10 protein-coding genes and 1 tRNA gene are annotated in these 12,684 nt (G+C 69.8%); 8 read left to right on the top strand and 3 right to left on the bottom strand.

The genetic code is table 11. From position 1 onward, the window contains the following. Positions 1 to 15 precede the first annotated feature (15 nt). Together ACFYQ5_RS25415 and ACFYQ5_RS25410 are read right to left on the bottom strand one after the other, a co-directional pair. Positions 16 to 1,296, bottom strand: a complete 1,281-nt coding sequence (locus ACFYQ5_RS25415) for an MFS transporter (RefSeq protein WP_389200709.1) — start codon at positions 1,294 to 1,296, stop codon at positions 16 to 18. Between the two features lie 319 nt (positions 1,297 to 1,615). Further along, positions 1,616 to 3,169, bottom strand: coding sequence for a potassium/proton antiporter (locus ACFYQ5_RS25410; protein ID WP_389200955.1), 1,554 nt, complete (start codon positions 3,167 to 3,169; stop codon positions 1,616 to 1,618). Positions 3,170 to 3,446: 277 nt separating this feature from the next. On the opposite strand from ACFYQ5_RS25410, the gene ACFYQ5_RS25405 reads away from it, so the two are divergent. Further along, complete coding sequence (locus tag ACFYQ5_RS25405; protein WP_389200708.1) at positions 3,447 to 6,191, top strand: penicillin acylase family protein; 2,745 nt, start codon at positions 3,447 to 3,449, stop codon at positions 6,189 to 6,191. Here the strand turns inward: ACFYQ5_RS25405 and ACFYQ5_RS25400 are convergent. Continuing rightward, complete coding sequence (locus ACFYQ5_RS25400; RefSeq protein WP_389200706.1) at positions 6,178 to 6,774, bottom strand: 5-formyltetrahydrofolate cyclo-ligase; 597 nt, start codon at positions 6,772 to 6,774, stop codon at positions 6,178 to 6,180. The two genes, ACFYQ5_RS25405 and ACFYQ5_RS25400, sit on opposite strands and share 14 nt — an antisense overlap. A 106-nt stretch (positions 6,775 to 6,880) precedes the next feature. On the opposite strand from ACFYQ5_RS25400, the gene galU reads away from it, so the two are divergent. The 7 genes from galU to ACFYQ5_RS25365 all read left to right on the top strand — a co-directional run bounded on the left by galU (position 6,881) and on the right by ACFYQ5_RS25365 (position 12,341). Continuing rightward, entirely contained in the window at positions 6,881 to 7,783 is a 903-nt protein-coding gene (galU, locus tag ACFYQ5_RS25395) for a UTP--glucose-1-phosphate uridylyltransferase GalU (RefSeq protein WP_389200704.1), read from the top strand. 4 nt (positions 7,784 to 7,787) lie between these two features. Further along, entirely contained in the window at positions 7,788 to 9,098 is a 1,311-nt protein-coding gene (gene glp / locus ACFYQ5_RS25390; RefSeq protein WP_389200702.1) for a gephyrin-like molybdotransferase Glp, read from the top strand. 125 nt (positions 9,099 to 9,223) lie between these two features. After that, complete coding sequence (gene moaC, locus ACFYQ5_RS25385; RefSeq protein ID WP_031098527.1) at positions 9,224 to 9,724, top strand: cyclic pyranopterin monophosphate synthase MoaC; 501 nt, start codon at positions 9,224 to 9,226, stop codon at positions 9,722 to 9,724. Continuing rightward, on the top strand, positions 9,721 to 10,245 hold the full coding sequence (locus ACFYQ5_RS25380) for a molybdenum cofactor biosynthesis protein B (RefSeq protein ID WP_389200700.1): 525 nt from the start codon (positions 9,721 to 9,723) through the stop codon (positions 10,243 to 10,245). The genes moaC and ACFYQ5_RS25380 overlap by 4 nt, the downstream gene beginning before the upstream one ends. 17 nt (positions 10,246 to 10,262) lie before the next feature. Then, positions 10,263 to 10,892: a GNAT family N-acetyltransferase gene (locus ACFYQ5_RS25375; protein WP_389200698.1), complete on the top strand. Its 630-nt coding sequence runs from the start codon at positions 10,263 to 10,265 to the stop codon at positions 10,890 to 10,892. A gap of 124 nt (positions 10,893 to 11,016) precedes the next feature. Beyond that, the gene (glpR, locus tag ACFYQ5_RS25370) at positions 11,017 to 12,180 is read left to right on the top strand and encodes a gephyrin-like molybdotransferase receptor GlpR (RefSeq protein WP_389200696.1); all 1,164 of its coding nucleotides are present in this window, start codon (positions 11,017 to 11,019) and stop codon (positions 12,178 to 12,180) included. An 87-nt stretch (positions 12,181 to 12,267) separates the two neighbouring features. After that, a tRNA-Ala gene (locus ACFYQ5_RS25365) sits at positions 12,268 to 12,341 on the top strand. The last annotated feature ends 343 nt before the right edge of the window (positions 12,342 to 12,684 follow it).

Here is a 12,684-nt window from a genome sequence, read left to right as displayed (position 1 = left end):
ACGTATTCCGAGCGATCAGTCCACCGTGACCGGCTCGCGGTGACCGATCCCACGTGCCACGGTCCGGCCCCCGGGCCGCGGCGTCAGCCGCGAACGCAGGGTCAGCAGGGTCGCCAGCGCCAGCGCCGTACCGGCCATGGGGACCACGAAACCGGTGCTCGCGCCATGGGCGTCCGCAAGCTGTCCTGCCACCGTGACGGCGGCCGCCTGGCCGAGCGCCACGGCGCCCGTCAGCCAGGTGAAGGCCTCGGTCCTGGCGGACGCCGGGACCAGCGCTTCGACCAGGGTGTAGCCGCTGATCAGCGCGGGAGCGATGCACAGTCCGACCAGCAGCCCGAGCCCCGCCAGCAGCGGTACGGAGTGCACGGCCCAGAGCCCGGACGCGGTCAGCGTCAGGGCCACGTAGCCGACGATCAGCCGGCGGCGCGGACCGCTCTTCCAGGCGATGGCCCCGCAGGCGATACCGGCCAGCATGTTGCCGGCCGCGAAGACTCCGTACAGCAGGCCGTTCACGCCGGGCCGGCCGATCTCCTCGGAGAACGCCGTCAGGGAGACCTGCATGCCGCCGAAGACGGCGCCGATGCCCAGGAAGGTGATCGCGAGGACACGGACGCCCGGTACGGAGAGCGCGGAGCGGTGCGGCTCGGCGGCGGTCGCGGCGTTCCGGACGGCGGGCTGGGTGGAGCGCTGGGCGGCGAACAGGAGGCCGCCGACGAGCGTCAGCGCGGCCTCCGCGATCAGCCCGGCCGCCGGGTGCACGCCGGTGCACAGCGCCGTCGCGAGCACGGGTCCGACGACGAACGTGAACTCGTCCGTCACGGACTCGAAGGCGGCGGCCGTGGTCATCAGGGGGGAGGCCGGGCGCCCCGGGGCGGCGCCGAGCCGGGCGGCCCAGCGGGCCCGCACCATCGGCCCGATCTGCGGGATGGAGGCCCCGGTGGGCACCGCCGCCAGGGCCAGCGCCCACAGGGGCGCGCCCGCAAGGGCCAGCGCCGTGAGGGCGCCGACGGAGGCGGCGTGCACCAGGACGCCGGGCAGGAGCACGGCGCGTTGGCCGAACCGGTCGGCGAGACGGCCGCTCTGCGGCGCGAACAGGGCCATGGAGACGCCGGAGACGGCGGCCACGGCGCCCGCACTGCCGTACGAGCCGGTGGTGTGCTGAACCAGGAGCACGATGCCGATGGTCAGCATCGCGAAGGGCTGCCGGGCTGCGAAGCCCGGCAGGAGGAAGGTCCACGCACCCGGGGTGCGCAGCAACTGCCCGTAACCGGGGCGGTCGGAGACCGTGGACGCCACGGTCCTTGCCTTTCTGCCGCCTGGTGGCCGTGCTCCCGGGGCGCCCCGCACCGGGGTGCGGGGCCTGCGGGAGCTGCCGAGAGCTGTCCTCTTCGCGCGGGACTGCGGTAGATGCCGGGCGCTCGCTCCAGGGGCGAAAGAGGCCACGCAAGAGGCGAAAGGACGCCACGACCGCCATACGGTCGCGCCAGCTCTGCGTCAGGCAGAGTTGGTCGATCAGGTTCACATCGAGTGGATCAAGAGATCCAGTCCTTCATCTTACAGGCTCCGGCCCGGGCACACCTGTGAATGTGCGCGGACGCTCACGTGACACCTCCGGTCAGTGGTGGCCCCGCCTGCCGCCCGCTTTGTCTTCCCGGCGGTCCTCGGAGCTCTTGCCCGGCTTCTTGGCCAGTCGCGCGACGTGCGGCAGGTGCGTCGTCCCGCCGATCCGGCGATCCGCCCCGCCGGTGCCCAGCCAGCCGGCCAGCTTGCCGCCCTCGCCGACCGCGCGCAGCCGTGCCTCCGTGGCGTCGCGCACCGGATCCGTCGCGACGACCAGGAGCTCGTCCCCGCGGCGCAGCACGGTCGAAGGCGCGGGGACGAAGCTCTTGTCGTCCCGTACGACGAGGGTGACCGCCGCCCCGGCGGGCAGCCGGAGTTCCGCCACCTCCACGCCGTGCATCTTGGACGTGCCGGGGACCGCGACGGACAGCAGATGGCCGCGCAGTCGTTCCAGGGGGGCCGACTCGATGCCGAGGTCCGACGTCTCCGACGGGTCCTCGGAGATCTTCAGGGCCTTCGCCAGCCAGGGAAGCGTCGGTCCCTGGATCAGCGTGTAGACGATGACGAGCACGAAGACGATGTTGAAGACCCGGGTGCTGCCCTCGATGCCGGACACCATGGGGATCGTCGCCAGGATGATGGGGACGGCTCCGCGCAGCCCGGCCCAGGACATCAGGGCCATCTCGCGCTTGGGCAGGCGGAACGGCGCGAGGCTGAGGAAGACCGACAACGGCCGGGCGACGGCGGTGAGGACGAGCCCCACGATCACGGCGGGCCAGAAGTCGTCGATCAGGTCGTGCGGGGTGACCAGCAGTCCGAGCAGGACGAACATGCCGATCTGCGCCAGCCAGCCGAGCCCGTCGGCGAAGCCGCGGGTGGCGGGCCAGTGCGGAAGCTTGGAGTTGCCGAGGACCATCGCGGCCAGGTAGACGGCCAGGAACCCGCTGCCGTGGGCCATGGCGCCCGCCGCGTACGCGGACACCGCGATGGCCATGACGGCGATCGGGTAGAGCCCGGAGGCGGGCAGTGCCACATGGCGGATCCCGAGGGAGCCGAGCCAGCCCACCGCGAGGCCGATCGCCGCGCCGATGGCCAGCTCCAGGGCTATCTCGCCGACCAGCGCGTACCAGTGCTCCACCGGGCCGACGGTGGAGAACGCCACCACCAGGATGACCACGGGGGCGTCGTTGAAGCCGGATTCGGCCTCCAGGACACCGGTGATCCGGGAGGGGAGGGGGACCTTCCGCAGGACGGAGAAGACGGCTGCGGCGTCGGTGGAGGAGACGACGGCGCCGATGATCAGGGCCTGCCGCCAGTCCAGACCGACGAGGTAGTGCGCCGCGCTCGCGGTCACGCCCACGCTGATGCCCACGCCGACGGTCGACAGGACGGCCGCCGCGGGCAGTGCGGGTTTCACTTCTTTCCACTTCGTGCCCAGTCCGCCTTCGGCCAGGATGACGACCAGGGCGGCGTAGCCGATCACCTGGGTCAACTCGGCGTTGTCGAACTTGACGTCGAAGATGCCGTCCTGACCCATGGCGATCCCGATGCCGAGGTACAGGAGCAGGCTGGGGAGCCCGCTGCGGGACGAGATGCGGACGGCCGCCACGGCGACCAGCAGCACGACCGAGCAGACCAGCAGAAGTTCGTTGAGCGCGTGGACAGTCAGGGTCCGTTCCTTCCCTGCGTACGCCTTCCGGATCGGCCTCCGGCGGCCAGTACTTCGTTACCTTACCTAATCTTTAACGTTTTCTTGACGCCTTCGAGCGCCCGTGCGAACCGGTGCGCAAATGGATGCATCCCCATACCGCGTCCGAGTGGCTTCGGCGGGGCGCCTATGGTTGCTCCTGCACTCCCAGGACCACCCTGCCCCTCGAAGGACAGCGATGCCCGCCAACACAACCGCCCCTTCCGGGTCTTCCGATGCGAAGAAGACCGGCAGGAAGAAGGGGCGACGCGCCCGCCTGTTCGTGATCGTCCTGGTGCTGGCGCTTGTCGCGGGTGTCGGATTCGGCGCGTACTGGTCCGTTTCCACGGTCCGGGCCTCGTACCCGCAGACCACCGGCTCGATCGAGCTCAAGGGTCTTTCCGGCGACGTCGACGTCAAACGCGACGACTACGGGATCCCTCAGATCTACGCGGACACCGACAGCGACCTCTTCCGTGCCCAGGGCTTCGTCCAGGCCCAGGACCGTTTCTGGGAGATGGACGTACGCCGTCACATGACGTCCGGACGCCTCTCGGAGATGTTCGGTGCCGGCCAGGTCGAGACCGACTCCTTCCTGCGCACGCTGGGCTGGCGCAAGGTCGCGCAGAAGGAGTACGACGAGGTCCTCGACGAGGACACCAAGAAGAACCTCCAGGCGTACGCGGAGGGGGTGAACGCGTATCTGGACGGCAAGGACGGCGCGGACATCTCCGTCGAGTACGCGGCGCTCGGTCTGACCAACGACTACAAGCCCACCGAGTGGACCCCGGTCGACTCGGTCGCCTGGCTGAAGGCGATGGCCTGGGACCTGCGCGGCAACATGCAGGACGAGATCGACCGCTCGCTGATGACCAGCAGGCTCAACGAGAAGCAGATCAAGGACCTTTACCCGGACTACCCGTACGAGAAGAACGAGCCGATCGTCGACCAGGGCGGGATCTCCCCGGTCACCGGAACGTTCGACCCGGAGGCCGAGCCGTCCGACAGCATCGGATCCGGGACCGTCGAGGGCGCGACCGAGGGCCTGAACACCCAGCTCTCCTCGCTCAGCGACACCCTGGACGAGATCCCGGCGCTCCTCGGCCCCAACGGCAACGGCATCGGATCGAACTCCTGGGTCGTCTCCGGCGACAACACGACCACCGGCAAGCCGCTGCTGGCCAACGATCCGCACCTGGCGCCGCAGCTCCCCTCGCTCTGGTACCAGATGGGGCTGCACTGCCGTCAGCTCTCCGAGTCGTGCCGGTACGACACGGCCGGCTACACGTTCTCCGGGATGCCCGGCGTGATAATCGGTCACAACCAGGACATCGCGTGGGGCTTCACGAACCTCGGAGCCGACGTCACCGACCTCTTCCTGGAAAAGGTCTCCGCCGACGGTTACCAGTACGACGGCAAGACCGAGCCCTTCGTCACCCGTGAGGAGACCATCAAGGTCGCCGGGGGCAGGACCAGGAAGATCACGGTCCGCGAGACCAACAACGGCCCGCTGGTCTCCGACCGCAACGGCGAGCTGGAGAAGGTCGGCAAGAAGGCTCCTGTCACCACCTCTGCTCCCGACCGCGGTGACGGTTACGGGGTCTCCCTGAAGTGGACGGCGCTGGAGCCCGGCAAGTCCATGGACGCGGTGTTCGAGCTCAACCGGGCCAAGGACTTCACGAGCTTCCGGAAGGCGGCCGAGCACTTCGAGGTGCCGTCCCAGAACCTCATCTACGCCGACACCGAGGGCAACATCGGCTACCAGGCGCCCGGCAGGATCCCGGTCCGTCTCAAGGGCGACGGCACACTGCCGAGCCCCGGCTGGTCCCCCGCCTACGGCTGGGAGAAGGAGCCCATCCCCTTCGACGAGCTGCCGTACGAGTACAACCCGGACCGGGGCTACATCGTCACCGCCAACCAGGCGGTCATCGGTGACGGTTACGAGCACATGCTCACGAAGGACTGGGGCTACGGCGCCCGGAGCCAGCGGATCAACGACCTGCTCAAGAAGAAGATCGACGGCGGCGAGAAGATCTCCACCGACGACATGCAGACGATGCAGATGGACAACCAGAGCGCGATCGCTGCGAAGCTGGTGCCCGAACTGAAGAAGATCGGCATCTCCGACAAGAACGTCCGTGAGGCCCAGAAGCTGCTGGAGGGCTGGGACTACACCCAGGAGCCCGATTCGGCTGCCGCCGCGTACTTCAACGGAGTGTGGCGCAACATCCTCAAGCTGGCCTTCGGCAACAAGCTCCCCAAGGAGATGCGGGCCAAGGGCGACTGCATCTACGTGGAGCCGGTCGCCGGCGTCGGCCCGGTGGACGAGCAGGACAAGCTCGTACGGGAATGCGGTCAGCGTGCCCCGGAAGCGGCGCAGCCGGACGGCGGCGACCGCTGGTACGAGGTGGTCGAGAGCATCCTGGACGACCAGGACAGCGAGTGGTGGAAGGTCCCGGCCAAGGGGCGCGAAGAGGCCATCGACAGCCGTGACGAGCTCTTCGCCCGTGCCATGGAGGACGCGCGCTGGGAGCTGACCGCCGAGCTGGGCAAGGACGTGACCACCTGGAGCTGGGGCCGGCTGCACCAGCTGACCCTGCGCAACCAGACGCTCGGCACCGAAGGCCCCGACCTTCTGCAGAGGGCCCTGAACCGGGGTCCCTGGGATCTCGGCGGCGGCGAGGCGGCGGTCAACGCCTCCGGCTGGAACGCGGCGGGCGGTTACGAGGTCATCTGGGTCCCGTCGATGCGGATGGTCGTCAACGTGGGGGACTGGGACAAGTCCCGGTGGATCAACCTCACCGGGGCTTCCGGGCACGCGTTCAGCGCGCACTACACCGATCAGACGGACAAGTGGGTCGAGGGCGAACTGCTCGACTGGTCCTTCAAGGAGAACGCCGTGGAGCAGTCCACGGTCGACACCCTGACGCTCAGGAAACCGTAGGCGGGAAGCGGAAGCGCCGCGCTCCGGCAGGCGTGACCACGGCATCGACGGGGTGGTCGTGCGGTTCCTCGGGAACCCGCGCGACCACCTCGTGGTCGTACAGCAGGACGACCAGCGCGGGGTGTGCCCCGGCCGAAGAGAGCCGGGCCAGCACCCGGTCGTAGCTGCCCCCGCCGCGTCCCAGGCGCATCCCGCGCTCGTCCACGGCGAGCCCGGGCAGCAGAACCGCGTCCGCTTCGAGGACCGCCTCCGGCCCGAGGCGCGTGCCGTACGGTTCCAGCAGCCCCCGGCCGGCGGGCACGAGGTGTTCCGCACCCTCGAACACGGCCCAGTCCAGGTCGTTGTCCGCCAGGAGCACCGGTAGCAGCACGCGTACGCCCCGCGCCCGAAGAGCGTCCAGGAGCGCGTGGGTTCCCGGTTCGCGCCCCACGGACACATAGGCCGCCACGGTCCGGGCGCCGGTCAGCTCGGGAAGATCCGAGGCGGCCGAGGAGAGAACCGCGGCGTACTTTCTGACGTCTTCCGAGGTGAGGAGCCGTCGCGCGGCGAGCAATTCGCGTCGCAGCGCCGCCTTTCGGGACATGTCATCGTTCAACGGGTGCTCGCATAGCTCGATTATGTGGATGTATGAGAACGAAGTTAACCGGACGCTCATCTTCCGCCCATAAGCACCGGTTACAGTTCTGCGCATGACTCAGTCGCGCCCCAGGATCAGCAAAGCTGTCATTCCAGCTGCAGGTCTCGGCACCCGGTTCCTGCCGGCCACCAAGGCCACTCCCAAAGAGATGCTGCCTGTCGTCGACAAGCCCGCCATCCAGTATGTCGTCGAGGAAGCGGTCACCGCAGGCCTCTCCGACGTACTGATGATCACCGGTCGCAACAAGCGTCCCCTGGAGGACCACTTCGACCGGAACTACGAGCTGGAGTCCGCGCTGACCCGCAAGGGAGACGCCGAACGGCTCACCAAGGTCCAGGAGTCCAGCGACCTGGCCACCATGCACTACGTACGCCAGGGCGACCCGCGTGGCCTCGGCCACGCCGTCCTCTGCGCCGCGCCGCACGTCGGTGACCAGCCGTTCGCCGTCCTTCTCGGTGACGACCTCATCGACCCGCGCGACCCCCTGCTCGCCCGGATGGTCGAGATCCAGGAACGTGAGGGCGGCAGCGTCGTCGCCCTGATGGAGGTCGACCCCGCACAGATCCACATGTACGGCTGTGCGGCCACCGAGGCGACCACCGACAGCGACGTGGTCCGGGTCACCGGGCTCGTGGAGAAGCCCGAGATGGCTGAAGCGCCCAGCAATCTCGCCGTCATCGGCCGCTATGTCCTCGACCCCGCGGTCTTCGGCATACTGCGCAGGACCGAGCCCGGACGCGGTGGCGAGATCCAGCTCACCGACGCCCTCCAACTACTGGCCGAGGACGAGGAGATCGGCGGACCGGTGCACGGCGTCGTCTTCAAGGGACGCCGTTACGACACCGGTGACCGCGGTGACTACCTGCGTGCCATTGTCAGACTCGCGTGCGAACGTGAAGACCTGGGCCCGGACTTCCGGACCTGGCTGCGCAGTTACGTCACCGAGGAGTTGTAGCAGCTTGAGCAGCACGATCTGGTCGGTGGACGAGCACCTGGACGACATCCTCGCCGCGGTGAAGCCGCTCGAACCCATCGAGCTGCAACTGCTCGACGCCCAGGGCTGTGTCCTGGTCGAGGACGTCGTGGTGGAGGTCGCCCTGCCGCCCTTCGACAACAGCTCGATGGACGGGTACGCCGTCCGGATCTCGGACGTCGAGGGCGCCAGCGAGGAGTTCCCCGCGGTCCTCACCGTCATCGGCGATGTCGCCGCGGGCGACGGAGGCCTGGCCGACGGGCGGTCCGTCCGCCCCGGCGAGGCCGCCCGCATCATGACCGGTGCTCCGCTGCCCGCGGGCGCCGAGGCGGTCGTTCCGGTCGAGTGGACCGACGGCGGCACGGGCGGCGGCCCCGTCGACGGCATGCGGGCCCACAGCGACGCCCCGGAGGGGGCGAGCGGCGAGGTCCGTATCCACCGCCCGGTCAAGCCGCGCGCCCATGTCCGGGCCAAGGGAAGTGATGTGCGCCCCGGTGACATGGCGCTGCGCGCGGGTGCGGTCGTCGGGCCGCCGCAGATCGGCCTGCTCGCCGCGATCGGCCGGTCCACGGTGCGGGTGCGGCCCCGTCCGCGCGTCGTCGTGCTGTCGACCGGAAGCGAGCTGGTGCAGCCGGGCGAGGAGCTGACCGGCGGCCGGATCTACGACTCCAACAGCTTCGCGCTGACTGCCGCCGCGCGGGACGCGGGGGCCATCGCCTACCGTGTCCCCGCGGTCGCCGACGACGCCGAGACGCTGCGGACCACGATCGAGGACCAGTTGATCCGCGCCGACATCGTCGTCACCACGGGCGGTGTGAGCGTCGGTGCGTACGACGTGGTCAAGGAGGCACTGTCCTCCGTGGGGGACGAGGACGAGGCCGGTGGCGGCGTCGACTTCCGTAAGCTCGCCATGCAGCCGGGCAAGCCGCAGGGCTTCGGTTCGATCGGCCCCGACCACACGCCGCTGATGGCGCTGCCCGGCAACCCGGTCTCCTCCTACGTCTCGTTCGAGCTGTTCGTCCGCCCGGCGATCCTGACGCTGATGGGCCTTCAGGACGTCCACCGTCCCACGGTGCGGGCCACGCTCAGCACGGACGGGGCGCTCGCCTCACCATCCGGAAAGCGCCAGTTCCTGCGCGGGACCTACGACGCCGAGGCGGGCACCGTGACTCCCGTCGGGGGCCCCGGATCGCACCTGATCGCCGCCCTCGCACAGGCGGACGCGCTGATCGTGCTGCCCGAGGACGTCACCTCCGCCGAGCCCGGCGCGGAGGCCGAGGTGATCCTCCTCCGCTGACTTCGGCGCTGTGGCGGTACGGTATCTGGCGCTGTGCCTTACCGGGGGAAGCCCCCGGGCCCCTCGGTCCGCACGTCGGTGCGGGACGGGCGGGCAACCGGCGCCCTACCGCTAGGCGGAGTGAGTTGAGTACGCAGAACAGGCTGACGCACATCGACGAGGCGGGTGCCGCCCGCATGGTCGACGTGTCCGAGAAGGACGTCACGGCACGTGTCGCCCGGGCGAGCGGCAGGGTCCTCGTTTCACCGCGTGTCGTCGAACTCCTCAGGGGCGAGGGTGTCCCCAAGGGCGACGCCCTCGCCACCGCGCGCATCGCCGGGATCATGGGGGCCAAGCGCACCCCGGACCTGATCCCGCTCTGCCACCCGCTCGCCGTCTCCGGTGTGAAGGTCGACCTGAGCGTGGCCGACGACGCGGTGGAGATCCTGGCCACCGTGAAGACCACGGACCGTACGGGGGTCGAGATGGAGGCACTGACCGCCGTGTCGGTCGCCGCGCTCACAGTGATCGACATGATCAAGGCGGTCGACAAGAGCGCCGTGATCACGGACGTCCGCGTCGAGGCGAAATCAGGCGGCAAGTCCGGCGACTACCGGCGCCCCGCACCGGAGGGGGCGGACGCATGACCACGCCCGGCAGCCCCCCTGCCACCGGCGGATACCGCGCCCTCGTCGTGACCGCCTCCAACCGCGCTTCGGCCGGCGTGTACGCCGACAGAGGCGGCCCCGTCATCGCCGAGGCTCTCACCGGTCTCGGATTCGCCGTCGAGGGTCCGCAGGTCGTGCCCGACGGAGATCCGGTGGAAGCGGCCCTCCGGGCCGGAGTGGCCGCGGGCTACGACGTGATCGTCACCACCGGCGGTACGGGCATCTCGCCCACCGACCGGACGCCCGAGGCCACCCGCCGCGTCCTGGACCGTGAGATCCCGGGCATCGCGGAGGCGATCCGCGCCGAGGGCCGGGACACGGTCCCCACCGCCGCGCTCTCCCGCGGCCTCGCAGGCATCGCGGACCACACCCTCGTCGTGAACCTGCCCGGCTCGACCGGTGGTGTACGCGACGGCCTCGCGGTCCTGGGCAGGCTTCTGGTGCACGCCGTCGACCAGCTGCGCGGCGGAGACCACCCCCGACCGGGGAGCCCGAGCTGAACGTCCGGACCTGGCCGGTGATCCTGTCCGACGGCGCCGTCACCCTCCGCCCGATAAAGCTGCGCGACCAGAGCGTGTGGCGTGAGGTCAACCGGCGTAACCGTGACTGGCTGCGCCCCTGGGAGGCGACCGTCCCGCCACCCGCCCCCGGCGGCCCGGTGGCCCAGCGCCCCACCTACCGGCAGATGGTCCGTCATCTGCGGGCCGAGGCGAACGCCGGCCGGATGCTGCCGTTCGCGATCGAGTACGAGGGCCGTCTCGTCGGCCAGTTGACGGTGGCGGGCATCACCTGGGGCTCGATGTGCTCGGGCCATGTGGGGTACTGGGTCGACCGGAGCGTGGCGGGCCGCGGCGTCATGCCGACGGCGGTGGCGCTCGCCGTCGACCACTGTTTCCGTACGGTCGGACTGCACCGGATCGAGGTGTGCATTCGGCCCGAGAACGGCCCCAGTCGAAGGGTCGTGGAGAAACTCGGATTCCGCGCGGAAGGACTTCGTCCACGCTATCTTCACATCGATGGTGCGTGGCGGGACCATCTGATCTTCGCCCTCACTGCCGAGGAGGTGCCCGACGGGCTGCTGCGGCGTTGGCGCAGGATGCGGCCGGGTACATCGGGATCGCCATGCACCCCCGGGGAAATGAAATAAGTGTTCGAATTTGAACGCTCCCTGAATGTAATCAGGCTCACTTTCGGCCACTGCTGGCCCGAACAATCGCAAAAAAAGTCCGTCATATCAGCCTGATCGTGCGACACACCGGGCCAATTGGCGGATGCCTCCGTGCAAACCCCTCTACGGTGTGCGTGTGAGCAGCAGCGGCCTGATCTACGCAGTCATTGTCGGGGCCTGGGCCGCCTACTTGGTGCCGATGTGGCTCCGCAGGCAGGACGAACTCAATGAGGCCCGTCCGACGGAACGCTTCAGCACCGCCATCCGGCTGCTGTCCGGACGGGCGGCCATGGAGCGTCGTTACGCCAAGGAGCTGCGGGAGCGGGATGCCGAGCAGGCGCCTGGCGACGTCGACCCGGATGCCGTCACGGACCGATTGGAGTCCGTCGACGTCCGGGCCTTTTCCGCGCCTCCGGCGCACACGGAAGCGCGGTTGACCGATCCGGCGACGGCCCGTCCGGACCAGGAGCGTCCGCAGGACCGGGCTCCCCGTCCGGCACCCGGCCGACGGGTGGGCCGACGGCCTTCCGGCGCGGAGTCCGAGCGTGAGCGCCGTCAGCGCTCGCAGGTCCTGGCGCGCCGACGGCGTACCACCACGATCCTGTTCATGGCGTTCACGCTCGGCGCGGTCGTCGCGGCGGTGGGCGGACTGCGGTTCCTGTGGGCACCGGCTGTGCCGGCCTTGCTGCTGAGCACGTACATCGTGCATCTGCGCACCCAGGAGCGCCGTCGGTTCGTCTTCACCATGGATCGGCGCCGGGCCGAGGTGGCCGCGCAGCGGCTGCGCGAGAACCGCCCCCGCAGGCACCAGCCCGTGTCCTCGGCTCCCGCCGAGCCCGACGAGGAGCCCGGAGGGGTGCCCGCGCCCGCACCGACGGTCTCGCCCCAGGAGGCGGGCCGGCGTGCTCTCGTCGAGCAGACGGACCACGCGGAGTGGGTCGATCAGCAGCGTGAACGCGGACCGGCCCAGGGCGACAGCTGGGAGCCGGTCCCGGTCCCCCTGCCGACCTATGTCACCGCCCCCGTCGCCCCGCGCGCCACGGGCGGGGTGGAGGTCGGTGATCCGGAGACCTGGAGTGCGGCCCGTTCCAGCTCGGCCGAGCCCACCCGGACGGGCAGCCACGACATCCAGGACGCCGCCACTCCCGCAGCCGACCCGGCGCCGCGCCGCCGCGGCAACACGCCCCGGCGCACCCGCGACCGAGGCCGGACCCCCCTCTTCGACCAGTACGACGACGAGGACCGGCCGCGTGCGGCCAACGAGTGAGACCGGCGGTGAACCCGACTCGGTGACCTGCCGGGATACGGATTTCCGAGCACCCCGATGAGGGTGCTAGAGTTTCACTCGTTGCAAGGGCCTGTGGCGCAGTCTGGTAGCGCACCTCGTTCGCATCGAGGGGGTCTGGGGTTCAAATCCCCACAGGTCCACCGCAGGGCCGTTCACGGGTTCACCCCGGAACGGTTCACGAGATCCCGGTCAGACGGTCACCGTCTGACCGGGATCTCGTCGTTTGAGCTCCTGCTTGTGTGAAAGTCAGCCTGCCGGGCCGCCGGGAAGCGCGGCGGCCCGCGTCGGAACGGACCGGGGGTCGGGATGCGGACATGCCGCGGGGACCGCAGGCGTGGAGGCAGGTTTCTGCGGTCTCGCGACGTGTCGATCTTCAATTATCCGGAACGTGAAGTTTCCCCGTGATCTTGAACACGATGTTGTTACGCCGCGAGGGTCTGGCCCTGTTGGTAGCGCAATCGGGTCTCGTGGGGCGTGAGGTAG

The sequence above is a fragment of the Streptomyces sp. NPDC005794 genome, assembly GCF_042871445.1.
GTDB lineage: Bacteria > Actinomycetota > Actinomycetes > Streptomycetales > Streptomycetaceae > Streptomyces.
The sequence above is the reverse complement of the archived record's forward strand: the minus strand, read 5'-3'. Positions and strand labels throughout refer to the sequence as shown.